The following is a 16,974-nucleotide window of genomic DNA, read 5'->3' as shown; positions in this document are numbered from 1 at the left end:
ATTATATTCTATGGAAAGTGAGTGATATATTATGACAGTCAGCTCTTTCGAAAGCGCATTAAAATTAGAGGTACGAGAAGATTAGTTGAATTGGAATCTTCCGTACGTAAAAACGGAGGAGAAAATAAATGTTTAGTTTTTATAGTACACTTTGTACGGAACTGTATGATTACACAAAACCAGTCGGTTATTCTTTAAATGGTGATATTGAGTATTACAAAGAACGTTTAAAAGATTGTAGAGGTAGAATTCTCGAAGCTGCAGTAGGTTCAGGGCGTGTCATCATTCCGCTTCTAGAGGCTGGTTTTAAAGTGGATGGGATAGATTATTCACCTGAAATGCTTGATTCTTGCCGTAAGCGGTGTAAAGAGAGAGGCTTACATCCTAATTTATATGAAGGAAGCTTGCAACAATTTTCACTTCCGCATAAATATGAGGCGATTATCATTCCTACTGGATCTTTTTGTTTAATTGAAAATCGTGTGGATTCTATAAACGCATTGAAATGTTTTTATGAACATCTTAATCCAGGCGGACGATTAATCGTAGATATTATGCTTCCGCATGACTGGAAGACTGGGGAAATTCATACATCGACTTTTTCTTTGCCGAGTGGAGACGGAATCACATTAGAAAATAAATCAATTGAAATAGATTGGCTGAACCAAGTTACTGTATCATATTTGAAATATGAAAAGTGGAGTAAAGGACAGCTAGTACAAACAGAGTTACAACGTTTTGCGCTGCGCTGGTATGGAATAGTAGAGTTTAAACTCCTTTTAGAAAGTATAGGTTTCTCTAACATTACTTGCTCTGCTGAATATGTTTATGAAAAAGAACCGTCAAATGCAAATCAAATGATTACTTTTGAAGCTCTGCGAAACGAAAAATAGAGAACTATCTATGGAAACAAGGCAGTCAATACAAAATCGACTGTCTTGTTTCCATTGTCCAAGCATTCTCCTACTAACTACATATACTATTTATGTTAAAATCGGTCACTATTTTAAACAGGACTGCTATTTTAATATATATAACTATGCAGGGAAGAGGGGAGAATAAATTTGGAGAACGTAGAACAAGATAGAATTGAAAATCAAGTGTATTCAAATCGTGTAGTAAGATCAGAATTTGATTCGAATTGGGAAACTTGTATATCAAAGAGTGGTTATGTAATTTATGTAGCAACAAGTAATAATGCTGAAGTAATAGTGCTTCTTGCAGATGGTTCAAGTAAATTATTAATTTTCGAAAAAGGCGGTAAAGTAGTAGTTGGTGGCGGTGGAACAAGTCATTACAGTAAGCCGCATATTGCAAGAAATATTTAAGGTAAAACATGTTAATTGAGAAGAAGCTGAAAAACGGTTAGTCATTCATATTTAGAGAATGACTAACCGTTTTTAAATGTAGTTTTTGAAGAATTATATATGTTATAGTATAATAGTGTTTTAAAACAATGTTATTTTAATATATTTCAAATTTTGTTATGTATTATTTTTATATTAAATTAGCACCTAAAGTATTTTTTTATATAAGGAGTAGTAATTAGAGAAATGAAAAATATAGACTTTATACTAGAAAGTGATGAGGCATTAAAACCGTCTGAACGATTAGTACTATTATTATTAGAGAAGCATAGAATGTTATATACGAACGATCTATTGGCATTATCAAATTTATCATATAAAACATTAACAGATTCATTAACGGCGCTTGTTTTAAAATCGTATGTGTTAAAGGAAACAGGTAAGGGAAGAAGACAGAATTGCTATAGATTAGTATGATAAGGCAGCTGTTTTAGAGATTTTTACATATGTTTTTTAATCGTAAGGCGAAAATGTGTTTTTGGTTTTCAAACGAAAAACTTACTATAAGAGGGGCTAAGATAGTAGTATTTCATTTTTGTAAGTGTAATTATTTCGTCATTGAAAATACAAAAATAAAATAAACCGCATAAAACAGAAATAAAAAAACAATCCATTTTTAAAATGGATTGTTTTTTTATTGGAATAATATTATTTGATATGTTGAAAGCATGAATAGCAGAATAAACATTACCTGTTTTAGTTCATGCAACTGAACGAATACGATGAAAACTATGTGTATAGTTTTTTTTATTGCTTTTTTCAGTAACTCTAATGAAATCATAGTCTTTATTGTTTAAAGGTATTATTTTAAACATTATTGCTATTCAACATTAAGTACAAAAGTAATTTATAATATTATTATGTAAACTTAAGTTTTTAAAAGGAAAATGTAATAATTAATAGAACATGTAGAAGGGGATGCTTAAATATTTTGAAGGATAGGAGATTATTATGGAGCATTTACAATCAATAGTACAAGCTGTTTTAAGTGGTCATAAGGAAAAAGTAGTGGAGTTTATAAAGGCGAGTCCAAGTATTGTTAACGAATGTAGTGAAGATGGATGGACACCACTTCATTTAGCAGCTTATTTTGGACAGAAAGAAATAGCGAGTTTTCTTTTAGAAAGCGGTGCAGATATACATAGTAGAGCGAAAAACGAAAATGAAAATACGCCTTTGCAAGCAGCAATTGCGAACAAGCAAAGTGAACTTGTTGCTTTCTTAATTGAAAAAGGATCAGATGTAAATATTATGCAAAGTGGTGGCTGGACAGGACTTCACGAAGCGGCATTATTAGGAAATGAAGAAATAATTATGTTACTCCTTAAAAATGGAGCTAATAAGATGATAAAGAAAAATGATGGGAAAACAGCGTATGATATTGCATTAGAAAAAGGATATGATCATCTATTACATCATTTGAAACAGGAAGTGAACTTATGATGAATAAATGGAGTGTTGGTATATTTTTATTTAATGAAGTAGAAGTGTTAGACTTTGCAGGGCCATTTGAAGTTTTTTCTGTAACTGAGGTGAATGAAGAAAAACCATTTACTGTTTATACCGTTAGCGAGAATGGGGAAATGATTACAGCAAGGAACGGATTGAAGGTACAGCCAGATTATAGTATTGAAAATTTACCACCAGTGGATATTTTAATAATTCCGGGTGGGCTAGGTGCTAGAGAATATGAAATAAAAAATGAAATAGTAATAAAATGGATTCGCCAACAAATGAAAGAAGTAAAGCTGATGACTTCAGTTTGTACAGGAGCGCTATTACTGGCGAAAGCAGGTTTACTGGAAGGTTTAAAAGCAACAACACATTGGGCTAGTATTGAAAAGTTTAAAAATGAGTTTCAAAATGTTGAAGTTATAGAAAATGTAAAGTTTGTAGATGAAGGACATATTATAACATCTGCCGGAATTTCAGCTGGAATTAATATGGCATTTCATATTGTGAAAAACTTGTTAGGTATGCATGTTGCGGAGGACACAGCGAAGCGAATGGAGTATGATATTAGTTTGCCAAATTAAAAAGCCCGGATTGGGCTTTTTATATTGAATGAATATAGTTAAGCTCTTCATCACTCAAAATAGGGCGAACAGATGCATTTGCATTTTCTTGTGCTTGCATTCCGGTTTTGGCACCAGGAATTACAACACTTACTGCCGGATGAGAGAGTACATAGCGAAGTGCAAGTTGCCCTAGGGTCTGATTTTTATTTGAGAGCAATCGAAGTTTTTCTACGGTTTGTAAGTCTTCTTGAAACCAAGTTTCATTTGGCCATTCTTTGCGTAAATCTCCATCTGGAAAAATTGTTTTATTTGTGAATTTTCCAGTTAAAATGCCCATTTTTAATGGACCACGAATAATAGCTCCTAGATTTTTCTCTTGTAAGAATGGTAATATATCTTTTTCAGGTTTTCGATTTAATATATTGTAATCAAGTTGTACGATATCAATTTCGTTGTTGTTATTGAAATGATGAATGTATTGTAAATCATGAGTCGAAACACCGACTGCCCTTACTTTTCCATCACGTTTTAATATGTCAAATGCACGTAGAAATGCTTCTGTTTCTCTACGATTATGCCACCAAATATGACAAAAATAAAGATCAATATAATCTGTTTGAAGACGTTGTAAACTTGTTTCAAATACGGCGATGATTTTTTCGGGAGTATCATATACAGGAACTCCATTAGGGTCGTAGTGGTGTCCGATTAAACCACCTTTCGTTGATAGGATAATATCATTACGATGTCCTTTAATCGCGGTAGCCACCAACTTTTCACTATGTCCTAAACCATACACATCCGCAGTATCAATAAAATTCACACCACACTCAATTGCTTTTTTTATAGCAGTTATAGATTGTTTATCGTTAACAGGTCCCCATTCATCACCACCGATTGCCCATGCCCCAAAACCTATTTCAGAAACAGTTATTCCAGTTTTACCTAATGTGCGGTAATGCATATTTCCCCTCCTTGTAAGCATGTTATAACATGGATATGTGAGGTAAGAATTTTGTGTGTGAAAAAACTCTTCTACAATAGTAGAAAAAGAATTACAGAAACTACTATTTTATAGCAGCATGTATAAAAAAAAACAGTGTAAATGTAGAAATGTCGTCGAATGCTATCTTTAATTGGTTAATTTATGGGATATTTTTGTGAAGGAGTTTATTTTATAAGAATAGAATTTAGTTTAGTAAGAAAACGTGCCGATGATAGTGAAAAATATGGGTTAGGGGGATTTGAATGAGGAAACTCAAACGAGTAAATGTTCCTAATATACCAGAACAATCATCACAACCTAGTGACAAGCGTAAGATAAATAAAAAGAAGTTAAGGCGTCTTATTTTAATGGTCCTTTTTATTGCGGCAACTACTCTGTATGTTCAATATATTTTAACGAAACAACAAGAAGTAATTGATAAAAAGAAAGATACGATTACGGATCAAAAGAAACAATTAGTATCTTTAAAGAAAGATAAAGGTTCTTTAAAGACTAACATAGAAAATTTAACAGACGATGAAGAAGAAATTTTGAAGTTTGCGAGAAAAGAGTATCAATTTTCTAAGTCAAATGAAACTATATTTGTGATGCCAAAGTAATAAAAAACAGCTAGCCATTGAACTGCACCTCCAATTGTTAGACACCGTCTAACAATTGGAGGTGCAGTTTTTTATGTATGAATGTCATGGTACAAGGAACAATCACATATTGTAAAAATGAAGAGTTTAAGCTATTTGCATAAATATGGAATATGCACTAAAATAAATGTTGTTAAAATTCTGTTAATTATATTATAATACAAGGTAAGCGGATACATTTTTTAATCAACGTTGAGTTCCTCGCTCATACGACTATTAAGAAACCCGTTATCCTCGTATAAGAAAGGAAGATAGCTGTGTACGCTTCAAATACAATTTATATCGTAGGGGATGCGAAAGCACCTCAAAATAATCCCATTACTGAAAAGTTTAAAAGCTATTTCGTAGCATTTGTACTTGTTAAGGATACAGGGGAAATTGTAGATGCAGACTGCTCAGCGACAATTGAATTAACATCTCAATTTGTTAAATATTTATTTCTACATAAAAATATAAATGACCCGGCGTTAGTAATGGAAGTAAAGAACCGATATTTCGGCTCTTCTCAAAAAGCGTTACTTGTAGCGCTAAAAGATGCACAGAAAAAATATAATCAGATTGCTGCTTTGTCTACTCAATCATAGACAAAATCCAGCCGTAAGAATCATTCTTATGGCTGGATTTTTTTATTTCACATTATCATCCTACACCAAAAGTAAACGAAAACAAAGTAGAGAGATAGGAGAGTAAATGCTCAATAGGTTTACCTAATAATCTGTGGGTATAAATTTCCAGTGGATTAAGATTTCACTTCATTGGAAGAAGAAAGGATGAACAAAATGAAAATTACAGACGTAAAAGTAAATCGTAGACGTATAAAACTGCATACACCGTTTAAAACCGCACTTCGTACTGTAACAGAAATTGAAAGTATAGATGTTTATATTCATACAGACGAAGGATTGATTGGTAAGGGGGCTGCAGCCGCAACGCCAGTTATTACGGGTGATTTCACCAGTGGAATGGAAGAAGCGATTTTAGGACCGATGCGTTCATGTTTAATTGGTCAAGATATCATTCAGTTTCAGCAGTTACTACAGCGCATTCAAATGAGTTGTATTGGAAATTCAAGTGCGAAAGCAGCGGTAGATATCGCTTTATATGATGTATATTGCCAATATCAAAATGTGCCGTTATATGCATTGTTAGGCGGGAAGAAAGAAATTTATACCGATATTACAGTGAGTGTGGATGAGCCTGTATTAATGGCAAAAGAAGCGAAGAAACATATAGAAAAAGGATTTCAAACATTAAAGATTAAAGTGGGTAAAGAGGCGCATTTAGATTTGGAACGTATTGAGGCAATTCGAAATGTGGTACCAAGAAATACGACATTACGTTTAGATGCGAATCAAGGTTGGAGTCCAAAAGAAGCGATCTCTATCATTCAAGAGATGGAAAATCGTAATTTAAATATAGAATTTATTGAACAACCAGTACACGCGAAAGATTGGGATGGGTTAAAGTACGTCAAAGATCGTGTGCAAACGCCAATTATGGCCGATGAAAGTATATTTTCAGCAAGTGATGCATTAAAGCTCGTTCAAGGAAGATACGCAGACTTAATTAATATTAAATTAATGAAATGTGGTGGCATACGTGAAGCATGGCGTATTGCAGATATCGCAGAAACGGCTGGTGTGAAGTGTATGGTGGGAAGCATGATGGAATCTTCACTTTCCGTTAGCGCTGTTGCACATTTAGCGGCAGCACATCCTAATATACATTATTTTGATCTTGATGCACCGCTTTGGTTAATGGAAGAGCCAGAAGGAATGACTTATTCTGGATCAAAGGTAAACCTTCAATCGACAGTGAATAGTAAGTCTTAGGAAAAGAGACTAGTAAATTATTTTTTTAAGGGGGATATATATGAAAAAAGTAGGAACTGCATTTTTAACAACTTTATTTATATTTTCATCGTTTACATCGGCAAATGCTGAAGAAAAGAAGGATAATAAAGCATTTATAGATGTATCTGCTGCAACGTTATGGACAGCACCTGATTCATTAAGGTCAATCGATACACCGAGTGCAACAAATCCAGTGGATCTATGGAAATGGACGAAATCAATGACACTTGACGAGAAACTATGGTTAACAAATGCAAATAAATTAGAAACACAAGCGTTACTCGGTCAAGAAGTAACCGTTATTGATAAGAAAGGCGAGTGGGTGAAGGTATTAGTGCATGGACAGCCAACACCACGAAATGAAGAAGGTTATCCGGGCTGGATGCCTGAAAAGCAATTAACATATAATCAAGAATTTGCAGGTAAAACAAATGAACCTTTTGTGTTAATAACAAAGCCAACTGCGATTTTATATATAAATCCTTCTGAAAAACATAAATCACTTGAAGTCAGTTATAATACAAGACTGCCGCTATTAAGTGAAGACACAATTTCATACCGTGTATTGTTGCCAAATGGTCAGAAAGCATGGCTACGAAAAAATGATGGAACAGTTTACCGTTCTCAAACTGATATTCCAAAACCGACAGCTGATGATTTAATTAACACAGGGAAAATGTTTTTAGGTTTACCGTATATATGGGCTGGTACAAGTGGTTTTGGATTTGATTGCTCTGGCTTCACGCATACGATCTATAAATCGCACGGCATTACAATTCCGCGAGATTCTGGACCGCAATCAAGAGCAGGAATTGCAGTTGATAAAGAAAACTTACAAAAGGGAGATTTAATCTTCTTTGCACATGATCAAGGGAAAGGTAGTGTCCATCACGTTGCAATGTATATTGGTGATGGCAATATGATTCACTCACCAAGAGCTGAAAGGTCGGTAGAGATTATACCACTAAATACACCAGGATATATAGAAGAATACGCTGGTGCTCGTCGTTACTTACCTTAAAAATAGAGGGGGTTTTTAAATGAAAAAAGTTGTTCGTTACTCATTAGTTAGTACTCTATTAGTTTCTTCATTTTTAGTTGGCTGCGCAAAAGAAAAAACTACAACAAAGCCGAAAGATGAAAAGAAAGTATTACAGTTACTAGAAACGGGTGAAATTCCGTCGTTAAACTCAGTGAAAGTCACAGATGCAGTCTCGTTTAACGTTTTGAATAACGTAATGGAAGGACTATTCCGTCTATCGAAAAATGATGAAGTAATTGAGGCAGGCGCACAAAAATATGAAGTGAGTAAAGATGGAAAGATATATACATTTCATTTGCGTGATGCGAAATGGTCAAACGGAGATCCAGTAACCGCTCATGATTACGTATACGCTTGGAAGCAATTGATTAATCCAGATACCGCTTCTCAATATGCATACATTGCGTACGATGTGAAAAACGCTGAGAAGATAAATAAAAAACAACTAGGTCTAGATGAATTAGGAGTAAAAGCGAAGGATGATAAAACGTTCGTCGTAGAGCTAGAACATCCTGTACCGTATTTTACGAAATTATTAATTTTACCATCCTTCTATCCAATTAACGAAAAATATGCGAAAGAGCAAGGTGATAAATACGGATTAGAAGCAAATAAAGCGGTATATAATGGACCATTTACATTATCAGAGTGGAAGCATGAAGCTAGCTTTACAATGAAGAAAAACGATAAGTATTGGGATAAAAAAGAAGTGAAGTTAGATGAAGTAAACTATCAAATTGTAAAAGAAATTTCAACTGCGGTAAATTTATATGAAACAGATAAAGTTGATAGAGCTGTTATTTCTACAGAATTCGTGGATAAATATAAAAATAATAAAGAGCTAAAACAATATACAGATCCAGTTATGTACTTCTTCCGATTTAATGAAAATGTACCGATTCTTAAAAATAAAAATGCACGTCTTGCGCTAAGTACAGTTTTTGATAAGAAAGGACTTGCGGATTCATTTTTAAATGATGGTTCGGTTGCTGCAAACTATTACGTACCAAAAGGATTTTTAAAGGGACCAGATAAAAAAGATTTTAGAAGTACGGCAGGTGAGTTTAATAAAACTGATGTAAAAAAAGCGAAAGAATATTGGGAAAAGGCAAAGCAAGAAACAGGTACAGATGAAGTGACGTTAGAACTATTAAATTATGACTTAGAAAACTTTAAAAAAGTTGGAGAGTACATTAAAGAGCAGCTTGAGAAAAATTTACCAGGTTTAAAAGTGAATGTGAAATTGCAACCACATACGCAAAAATTAGCACTAGAGAAGAAGAAAGAATATGAAATGTCGTTATCACGCTGGTTACCGGATTATCCAGATCCAATGACTTACTTAGAAGTATTCCTTTCTGGAAGCAGTGTTAATAATACAGAATATGCAAACCCAGAATATGATGCGTTAATTAAGAAGATTAAAACAGAATTAGGTAATGATGAAAAAGCTCGCTGGAAAGCAATGCAAGAAGCTGAAAAAATGCTACTTGATGATGCAGTAATTGCACCGGTATTCCAGCGCGGATTATCTTACTTACAAAAACCATATGTGAAAGATTTATATGTACATCAATTTGGTCCAGCTACAAGTTTAAAAGGGGCAGATGTACAAAAATAAAAGAATGGAGAAACAGACTTCACGTATGTGATAGTCTGTTTTTTTGTACAGTTCCGAATGAAATATAGACATTTCATATGTTTTTTTACGACTTAAAAATAAAATTATTACTAAAATTCCAGTGTGAAATTTATGTAGAATCTTGTATAATTAACGTGTTTCTATGGAAACATTTTCTTGCGCTATTTCTATAGGATTTAATAGAACAAGGAAGGAAATACATACATGTATATAATAGACAAATAGAATGGAACATGTATAGAGAAAAAGGAGAGAAAAGATGGCGTGTCAAAGACAAGGGTTACAATCTAATAACGATAGAAAGAGGGACAGAAGATGAAAATGAAGCATGCTTTTGGTCCTATAATTTTAGCGTGTGTGCTTTTTTTCATTATCATTCTAATCCCATCGAAAAGTTTAGTATCGCTTATTAGTGATAAGAAGGTAGAAGATGCGGCTACTTCTTTACAAAAAGAGAAATTACAAAGTGTTTTCTTACAGCAAAAAATGTTAGAGAATTCACAGTATTTACCGATGTACGGTTCATCAGAATTTTTACGAATGGATGCATATCATCCGTCTAATTATTTCAAAGTAAATCCAGCTGGTTTTACACCGTTTTTAATTGGAACTGGCGGTACACAAAGCTTAGCTCATATTTTAAATATGACATCTACTATGGATGAATTAGAAGGTAAAAAAGTAGTCTTTGTTCTTTCACCACAATGGTTTACAAAGACTGGTGTCTCACAAGGGGATTTCACTAATAATTTCTCCAAACAACAAGCATATCATTTTATTTTTAATGATGAGATAAATCCAGAAATGAAGAAGCAAATCGCGAAACGGCTATTAGATTATAAAGTTGTTCAAGAAGATGATATATTAAAAAATTCATTAGAAGGTATTGTATATAATGATACAAAACATAACATAAAAGCAGGTTTAGCTAAACCACTTGCTTATATGCATCGAAATATTTTAGATCATAGAGATTTATTTAACTCTTTATTTAAAATCGAACCGATGAAAGAGAAAACAAATATCGGACTTCGTTCAATTTCTTGGGAAGATGCACGTAAACACGCGGAACAAGAAGGGAATGCTGAGTCTACTACAAATACATTCGGAATTGAAAATCCGTATTATCATAAGAATAATCTGAAGAAAAAACTAAAAGGTTTAAAAAACTTTAGAGCAAATGAAACATATGATGAATCACCAGAATATGATGATTTACAAATTATTTTAGATTTATTTAAAGAGAAAAATGTCAAACCACTCTTTATTTCTGTACCTGTAAATGGGCCTTGGTATGATTATACTGGCTTCCCGAAAGAACGCCGTGAAGTGTATTATAATAAAGTTCGAGAACAGGTTGAGAAAGCAGGATATCCAGTAGTTGATTTCTCTGGTCATGAATATGATAAGTATTTCTTAAAAGATACGATTCATTTAGGCTGGAAAGGTTGGATTTATTTTGATGAAGCAGTGCAGAAATTTTATTCTGAGAAATAAAGTATAGAAATCGGAATGGCTATGAGCCGTTCCGATTTTTTAGTATAGAGGATTTTGGTGAGGGCAATTTGGGAATGCATGTATATCTTGAACCTGTCTATAATCATAATGTTTCATTGCGAACTGAGCTTGATAAAGGTATTCATACACATATAATTGACCATCATGCGCTGAACATAATACGCCAGAAGTTCCTTGCCCATTTATGAAGGAAATACCGATAGGGCGTCCGATTAAGTATGGTATTTTTTGCTGCCAATGCATAGGGGAATCACTCCTTTTTGAGATAATATACGAAAAGAATGATCGAATGGTTGCTTATCCATGTAAATGTAGATGGAAAGGTGTTATATAATTCCTGAAGATTAATTCATATATAAATAAAAAACCGCTATAATTCCGAATGAATTTATAGCGGTTTTTTATTATATTCTTAAGCGAGATTTTTACGCTTTTTTGTCCATTTTTTTATAACGAAGTATAAAAGTATAAGTACGACGCCACCAATTGCGAATGATTTCACATACGGACCAGCAATATCATTTATATTCTCCCAATTTTCACCTAGTTTTTCACCTAAATAAATGAAAATGATTGACCAAGGGATGATTGCGAGTGCTGTTAATGTAGTGAAACGTAGTAAAGGCATTTTTGTAATACCAGCAGGAATTGAAATCGCATGACGCACTACTGGAATGAAGCGTGCTGTAAAAATGACGCCAGTTCCGTAACGATTAAACCAATCTTCTGCAGCATCTATTTGTTTTTTATGTATGAAAATATATTTTCCGTAACGTTCTAATATAGGGCGTCCGCCGTATCGTCCAAGCCAATAAATAAAGATTTGAGCAATAACACCGCCAATTGTACCGAATACAACAGCGCCTATAAATGAGATACTTCCATTGAATACTAAGTATCCTGCATAAGCAAGGACAATTTCACTTGGGATAATCTCAATCATAAGTCCAAGCATAATGCCCCAATAACCTAATCCTTCAAAAACCGTTAATACTGAATGAATAAAACTACTTAACATTGTTGCACCTTCTAGTTTATGAATTTTTGAGTATAAGAACCTTTTATTTAATCACGTAAAAGGTTCACTATATGTAGATTATACCTTATTTACATAGGGAATTGCTATTTCAATTCTTTTATGTCTCTCATAAGTATTATAGTAAAGGATATAAGCCGCGTTTTTATGAAGGGTTAATGAAAAGATTATTAAAAATTTCTCATAAAAAAATAGAAGCATTTCTGCTCCTATTTTTTAAGGCTTCACATCTAAGTTCTGTAAAAATAAAGTTGCTGTTACGTAACGCTTTGCTAACATTTGTACATAAGCGGTATGTACAGAAAGGGTCGCAATGATAATAGCGTTACGAATTGCTTCGCGTTGTTCGTTATTAATTTGATCGAACTTGCTTGCGATTTTATCAGCTTTTTCTTTTACGATGTTTTCAATTGTATGAACTGTATCTGTTGCATTTAGTTGTAAGCAATTCCCTTGATTGAGTTCTTCAAATAGAGAAGAGTATGCTACATATAAATGAACAGGATTGATTAAATCATCACTTCGATCGGCTGGGTCATTAACGATAAGGCGTAATAGCTTACGAATTGATTCAAAATCAAGTGCTGTTTTTAAATCTTCGACAATGAACAGTAAGGCTGCTTGTTCAATCGAATATTTTTTCCCTTTTTGAGGAGAGCCAATCATTTCTTTTATATCTCGTTTCACCCAGTTTTGCATAGCAGTTACAGAGAAACTTGTGTTTTCAATCTGATTGCCAAGCGCAACTATTTCATTTAAAGAAAAACCGACATCAGTATCGTCAATTTTAATCAGCTTTTCAAAAATAGGTGAAAGTGCGGTAGTAATAAAAGCTGTAACGCTTTGTCCGCTTTCAATATCTTTTTTATGTGACTTTGCCCAAGCTTCTTGTAAAATACCGAGAGGCTTTTTCGTATTCCATCCTCTTAGTGATAGAAGAAGGGTAGCCATTTCGTTTCGTGTGAGATGAAATGTTTCCATCTTTTCACCTCCAAAATAATAAAAAGTTCTTATGAACTTATAATATGTTTTGTTTCATTTAAAGTCAATTCTGTTTTGCTTAATTTTTCCTTTGTCACCAAACTGTTGAAAGTAAATAATACTTGCATATTTCGACAAAAGTTCATATAATAAGTTCATAAGAACCTTTAAAATGTTCTTAAAAACAAATCTATCATTCTGAATTTACTAGAAAGATAGATTTCACATATATCTATATAAAAGGAGAATGGATATAATATGTTGAAAAAACTTGTAGCAGTAATGACAGCATTCATGGTTATCTTTGGGGCTAGCAGCTTTATGTTCGTAGATCATGCAGCAGCGAAAAGTTACAAATCTGGTAAAAAATCATTTACACCAAGTTCAGGTCAAAAGTCAAAAGTTGATTTAAACAAAAAAGACTCAAATGTAAATTCTCAAAAAACGACTCCAGATTCAAAAACGAAAGCAACAAACACAGCACCAAAAAGTAATAAAGGAAGCTTTATGAAAGGTTTATTACTAGGTGGTCTTGGTGGTTTACTAATGGGTAGCTTATTTGCAAATATGGGAGCTCTTGGTTCTGTATTAGCATTTATGGTAAATATGTTAGTAATGGCTGGTATCGTAATGTTAGCAGTTCGTGCATTTAAATACTTCAAAGACCAACGTAAAAAGAAGGCAGATGAAGTAGCATGGAAACAATAAAAATTTCTGAACAAGAATTAATAAATGCGCTTTGCGTATATATAGCTGAAAAAAGACAAGTGGGTCCAGAAGAAGTGTTAGTTGAACTCATGTATGACGATGACTACGGTTTCTCTGCGGAAGTAGAGGTAAATGGTCGCCAGCAAATTTTAATTCAAGCAAACTTAATCGAAGCATTACGCTTATTGCTTGACAGAGAATATAATGTCAATTCATTCGCAGCGAGATTACAACTTGAATTAGATGATGAAGAAGGTATTTACGCATTAGCGAAATTTAATAGTGATGAACAATAAGACTGTTAGGGCTTTATGCTCTAGCAGTTTTTTATTTTAATTTATATTTTTAGTATGTTTCCTATTTTAGGATAAAATTCAATTTTTAATAAACTGATGAATTGGTAAAAATATGTTATTCTTATTAAGAATGTTTTATGTTAATAGGAGGATATTATGAAAAAGAAATTATTAGCAACAATTGCTGCGGTATGTTTATCTTTAACTGCTTGTAATTCAACGGAGCAAACAAAAGATGTACAAGCGAATGAAAAAAAAGATAAGAATACTGAACAGCAAACAGCAACAACTAGCCCGAAAGCTAAAGAGATAAAAGAAAAAAGTGCAGTGGAGAGATTATCACAAGATCATAGTGTTTCGTTAGAAGGTGATGGTGCGAATTCTTCTGATTTTTTTGAGTTAAAATCCGGATTTGTTATTGCGGAAGTAGAACATACAGGAGAAAGTAATGCAATTCTAGAGTTAAAAGATGAACAAGGTAATGACTCTGGTTCACTTTCGAATTTTATTGGTAATGGAAAAGAAAAACGTGTAGTTTTATTAAACAAGAGTGGAAAATATTTTATTAATCCAATGGCAGATGGTCACTGGAAAGTGAATATGTCTCAGTCTATTCCAATAGATAAAGTAGTAACAGCTCCAGGAACAATTAGTGGTCACGGATCTGATGTTGTTTTTGTGAAACTTGAAAAAGGTTTGAAAGAATTGCATGGTGTACATAAGAATGGTGAAAGTAATTTTGTAGTGGATTTAAACGATAGCATGATATTTAATGAAATTGGTGCTGCCGATACTACGAAAAAAGTACCTGTAAAAGAAAATGGTATACATATATTCACTATTCAAGCTGATGGTGATTGGACAATCGAAGTGAAATAATTTGAAAAGCTCTCCTTATGTTTTTGATAAGGGGAGCTTTTTGACAAATAAGTCTTATTAAATAATTTCTTGTTGTTTATAGAAATCTTTATCATTTGTTTGGAATTTATGCCATAAATCATTCATCTTTCGTCTACCGATATCTACCATCGGATTAAACTGAATTGCAGCTTTCTGACGAACAGAGTGAACGTTTTGAATGGCGTGATATAATTGTTGGTCGACTATATCATGTTGTTCACCTGCATATTTAGCAATAGATAGACCTGCAACAGTTCCTTGCGCCATCGCAATTTTTCCGCTTTCAATGCCTGTAATATTGCCAGCTACAAATAAACCAGGAAGAGGGGTTTCCATTGTTTCGGAATGGAGAGGAACGTGTCCACCTAATTCTGAAATGTAATGGAAGGGACAACCAGCTACAGCTGCAAGTTCGGCAAGTGGGTATAATCCCCCAGCAATACAAACAAAATCTGCTTCATATATTTTCTCTGATCCATTAATAACATTTCCTTTAGAGTCAATATTAGCAATGCGTACACCTTCAACTTGATCTGTTCCGATAATTTCAAGAGCTGCTTTCCGAAGGTGAAGTGGCGTTCCGTTTATTTTCATTCCGCTGTTTGGATAGAATGTTAATCCAGCTTTTCGAATCCAATCATATTTCATAAAGTGGCTACCTATTCGTAAAATAGCAGAAGGAGCGAGATGTGCTGCATTTAAAAGAGAGTTTAAAACTTCTTCAGGTTCACCAGCTTTTTGACTTAACTCGCTTTTTTCAGGGAGTACAATATGATCTACTTTAATTCCCGCTAATTGCAATTCACTTAAAATGGCGAAAGACAAAATGTTAGCACCAATAATGATTCCTTTTTTTCCAACTTGCACGCGATGAACATTTGTCATAACTTGAGCTGCTCCAATTGACATCACTCCTGGAAGTGTCCAGCCTGGAAGGGGAATAGAATATTCCGCAGCACCAGTAGCAAGTAGTACGAAAGGTGCTTCTAACGTACCGATATTAGTATGTACAAACCAATTGTTTTCATCTTTATCTAAATTATAGACCGAAACACCGCACCTGATATGTACTGAAAGTGATTCTGCTTCTTCATGAAGTCGCTTCGATTCCTCTATTCCGTTCCACCATTCTCCAGTAGGCTCTTGATGCAACTGTCCTAACAATCTCCCACCCGGCTTCATAAATTCATCAATAACGAGCACTTTTAGTCCGAAACGAGCACAAGAGATAGAAGCAGATAATCCCGCTGGTCCTGCACCAATGATAATTACATCACTCATCGTTTTTTCACCATCTCTCTCACGATATTCGGATGCTGTTTCCCGCTTTCAACAACCATGTTTTCTTCTACAACAGTTAAGCATGCGCGTACATTTGTTTGATTATTTACTGTCACGCGGCATTCAGAACAGTGCCCAATATTACAATAAATACCTCGCGGTGTCCCGCTATCTTCATGAACTCTTAATGTCCGTATTTCATTTGCTAACAGGGCAGCAGCTATCGTTTCATGTTCATATGCTTCGTATTGATGACCGTTAAATTGAAAAGTAATACGCTCACTACTTTGTAAAGTACCTAAAATAGGGTGATGTGTAATTCTACTCATTTACTTTCACCTACCGATCCAAAAGTAACTGCACGTATTGGTGGTTGATATTTTAACGGTAGTTCATTAAGAGTTACGTCAGGATTCGCATTTTCAATCATTCGATCTATCATTATTCTGCATGTACGACCACCGCAAAATCCCATGCCAGCACGTGTTCTTAGTTTTAATTCTCTTGCCGAGCAGTTATATTCAGCAATTGTCGATTGAAGTTGTCCGTATGTAACCTCTTCACAACGACAAACGATTAAGTTGTTTTTATTGGTCATGTGTATTCCTCCTCTAGTTCGGTTTGCACAAATTATATATGCAAAAATCATGCCAATATAGAGGAAGGAGAGAGAGCTACCTGTAAACGC

Annotated in this window: 21 protein-coding genes; 14 read left to right on the top strand and 7 right to left on the bottom strand. The window is 33.9% G+C overall.

Annotated elements, in window-relative coordinates:
• Nucleotides 1–128 precede the first annotated feature (128 nt).
• The 5 genes from AC1Q8M_RS10505 to AC1Q8M_RS10485 all read left to right on the top strand — a co-directional run bounded on the left by AC1Q8M_RS10505 (nucleotide 129) and on the right by AC1Q8M_RS10485 (nucleotide 3,403).
• A complete protein-coding gene (locus AC1Q8M_RS10505) occupies nucleotides 129–893 on the top strand; it encodes a class I SAM-dependent methyltransferase (RefSeq protein WP_000490914.1) in 765 nt (254 codons plus the stop codon).
• Nucleotides 894–1,064: 171 nt separating this feature from the next.
• Entirely contained in the window at nucleotides 1,065–1,328 is a 264-nt protein-coding gene (locus AC1Q8M_RS10500; RefSeq protein WP_000432429.1) for a hypothetical protein, read from the top strand.
• Nucleotides 1,329–1,553: 225 nt separating this feature from the next.
• Complete coding sequence (locus AC1Q8M_RS10495; protein ID WP_000789031.1) at nucleotides 1,554–1,784, top strand: hypothetical protein; 231 nt, start codon at nucleotides 1,554–1,556, stop codon at nucleotides 1,782–1,784.
• 534 nt (nucleotides 1,785–2,318) lie between these two features.
• The gene (locus AC1Q8M_RS10490; RefSeq protein WP_000400689.1) at nucleotides 2,319–2,810 is read left to right on the top strand and encodes an ankyrin repeat domain-containing protein; all 492 of its coding nucleotides are present in this window, start codon (nucleotides 2,319–2,321) and stop codon (nucleotides 2,808–2,810) included.
• Nucleotides 2,807–3,403 carry a DJ-1/PfpI family protein gene (locus AC1Q8M_RS10485; protein ID WP_000981422.1) on the top strand — a complete coding sequence of 199 codons (597 nt, stop codon included), beginning with the start codon at nucleotides 2,807–2,809 and terminating at the stop codon, nucleotides 3,401–3,403. Before AC1Q8M_RS10490 ends, AC1Q8M_RS10485 begins: the two co-directional genes overlap by 4 nt.
• A 19-nt stretch (nucleotides 3,404–3,422) precedes the next feature.
• Here AC1Q8M_RS10485 and AC1Q8M_RS10480 read toward each other — a convergent pair whose 3' ends face one another.
• Nucleotides 3,423–4,349 (bottom strand): aldo/keto reductase, encoded by a 927-nt coding sequence (locus AC1Q8M_RS10480; RefSeq protein ID WP_000559354.1) that lies wholly within the window; start codon nucleotides 4,347–4,349, stop codon nucleotides 3,423–3,425.
• Between the two features lie 284 nt (nucleotides 4,350–4,633).
• On the opposite strand from AC1Q8M_RS10480, the gene AC1Q8M_RS10475 reads away from it, so the two are divergent.
• The 6 genes from AC1Q8M_RS10475 (at nucleotide 4,634) to dltD (ending at nucleotide 11,063) form a co-directional block, all read left to right on the top strand.
• The gene (locus AC1Q8M_RS10475; RefSeq protein ID WP_001228739.1) at nucleotides 4,634–4,990 is read left to right on the top strand and encodes an FtsB family cell division protein; all 357 of its coding nucleotides are present in this window, start codon (nucleotides 4,634–4,636) and stop codon (nucleotides 4,988–4,990) included.
• A gap of 296 nt (nucleotides 4,991–5,286) precedes the next feature.
• Nucleotides 5,287–5,613, top strand: a complete 327-nt coding sequence (locus AC1Q8M_RS10470; RefSeq protein WP_000271315.1) for a DUF3870 domain-containing protein — start codon at nucleotides 5,287–5,289, stop codon at nucleotides 5,611–5,613.
• 186 nt (nucleotides 5,614–5,799) lie between these two features.
• Nucleotides 5,800–6,861: a dipeptide epimerase gene (locus AC1Q8M_RS10465; RefSeq protein WP_025118374.1), complete on the top strand. Its 1,062-nt coding sequence runs from the start codon at nucleotides 5,800–5,802 to the stop codon at nucleotides 6,859–6,861.
• Nucleotides 6,862–6,901: 40 nt separating this feature from the next.
• Entirely contained in the window at nucleotides 6,902–7,903 is a 1,002-nt protein-coding gene (locus AC1Q8M_RS10460) for a C40 family peptidase (protein ID WP_098361034.1), read from the top strand.
• A gap of 19 nt (nucleotides 7,904–7,922) precedes the next feature.
• A complete protein-coding gene (locus AC1Q8M_RS10455) occupies nucleotides 7,923–9,545 on the top strand; it encodes a peptide ABC transporter substrate-binding protein (protein ID WP_000758268.1) in 1,623 nt (540 codons plus the stop codon).
• Between the two features lie 336 nt (nucleotides 9,546–9,881).
• Entirely contained in the window at nucleotides 9,882–11,063 is a 1,182-nt protein-coding gene (gene dltD / locus AC1Q8M_RS10450; protein ID WP_098361035.1) for a D-alanyl-lipoteichoic acid biosynthesis protein DltD, read from the top strand.
• A 39-nt stretch (nucleotides 11,064–11,102) separates the two neighbouring features.
• On the opposite strand, the gene AC1Q8M_RS10445 is transcribed toward dltD, so the two are convergent.
• From AC1Q8M_RS10445 to AC1Q8M_RS10435, 3 genes are all read right to left on the bottom strand, one after another.
• A complete protein-coding gene (locus tag AC1Q8M_RS10445; RefSeq protein ID WP_000558692.1) occupies nucleotides 11,103–11,327 on the bottom strand; it encodes a hypothetical protein in 225 nt (74 codons plus the stop codon).
• 169 nt (nucleotides 11,328–11,496) lie between these two features.
• A complete protein-coding gene (uptA, locus tag AC1Q8M_RS10440) occupies nucleotides 11,497–12,102 on the bottom strand; it encodes an undecaprenyl phosphate transporter UptA (RefSeq protein WP_048567589.1) in 606 nt (201 codons plus the stop codon).
• A gap of 234 nt (nucleotides 12,103–12,336) precedes the next feature.
• A complete protein-coding gene (locus tag AC1Q8M_RS10435) occupies nucleotides 12,337–13,101 on the bottom strand; it encodes a DUF1836 domain-containing protein (protein ID WP_000447231.1) in 765 nt (254 codons plus the stop codon).
• Between the two features lie 258 nt (nucleotides 13,102–13,359).
• Here AC1Q8M_RS10435 and AC1Q8M_RS10430 point away from each other — a divergent pair, with 258 nt between their 5' ends.
• The 3 genes from AC1Q8M_RS10430 (at nucleotide 13,360) to AC1Q8M_RS10420 (ending at nucleotide 14,984) form a co-directional block, all read left to right on the top strand.
• Complete coding sequence (locus tag AC1Q8M_RS10430) at nucleotides 13,360–13,809, top strand: hypothetical protein (RefSeq protein ID WP_000914478.1); 450 nt, start codon at nucleotides 13,360–13,362, stop codon at nucleotides 13,807–13,809.
• Nucleotides 13,797–14,105: a YxcD family protein gene (locus AC1Q8M_RS10425; protein WP_000447760.1), complete on the top strand. Its 309-nt coding sequence runs from the start codon at nucleotides 13,797–13,799 to the stop codon at nucleotides 14,103–14,105. Before AC1Q8M_RS10430 ends, AC1Q8M_RS10425 begins: the two co-directional genes overlap by 13 nt.
• Nucleotides 14,106–14,261: 156 nt before the next feature.
• On the top strand, nucleotides 14,262–14,984 hold the full coding sequence (locus tag AC1Q8M_RS10420; protein WP_000727976.1) for a hypothetical protein: 723 nt from the start codon (nucleotides 14,262–14,264) through the stop codon (nucleotides 14,982–14,984).
• Nucleotides 14,985–15,041: 57 nt separating this feature from the next.
• Here the strand turns inward: AC1Q8M_RS10420 and AC1Q8M_RS10415 are convergent, their stop codons facing one another.
• Genes AC1Q8M_RS10415 through AC1Q8M_RS10405 form a run of 3 tightly spaced genes read right to left on the bottom strand, consistent with a single transcriptional unit; the run spans nucleotide 15,042 to nucleotide 16,884 of the window.
• Nucleotides 15,042–16,286, bottom strand: a complete 1,245-nt coding sequence (locus AC1Q8M_RS10415) for an NAD(P)/FAD-dependent oxidoreductase (protein ID WP_001286084.1) — start codon at nucleotides 16,284–16,286, stop codon at nucleotides 15,042–15,044.
• Nucleotides 16,283–16,615 (bottom strand): (2Fe-2S)-binding protein, encoded by a 333-nt coding sequence (locus tag AC1Q8M_RS10410; RefSeq protein ID WP_000087063.1) that lies wholly within the window; start codon nucleotides 16,613–16,615, stop codon nucleotides 16,283–16,285. Before AC1Q8M_RS10410 ends, AC1Q8M_RS10415 begins: the two co-directional genes overlap by 4 nt.
• A complete protein-coding gene (locus AC1Q8M_RS10405) occupies nucleotides 16,612–16,884 on the bottom strand; it encodes a (2Fe-2S)-binding protein (RefSeq protein WP_000182619.1) in 273 nt (90 codons plus the stop codon). The genes AC1Q8M_RS10410 and AC1Q8M_RS10405 overlap by 4 nt, the downstream gene beginning before the upstream one ends.
• Between the last annotated feature and the right edge of the window lie 90 nt (nucleotides 16,885–16,974).

Source organism: Bacillus sp. GW823-FHT06A10, assembly GCF_058795375.1.
The sequence above is the reverse complement of the archived record's forward strand: the minus strand, read 5'-3'. Positions and strand labels throughout refer to the sequence as shown.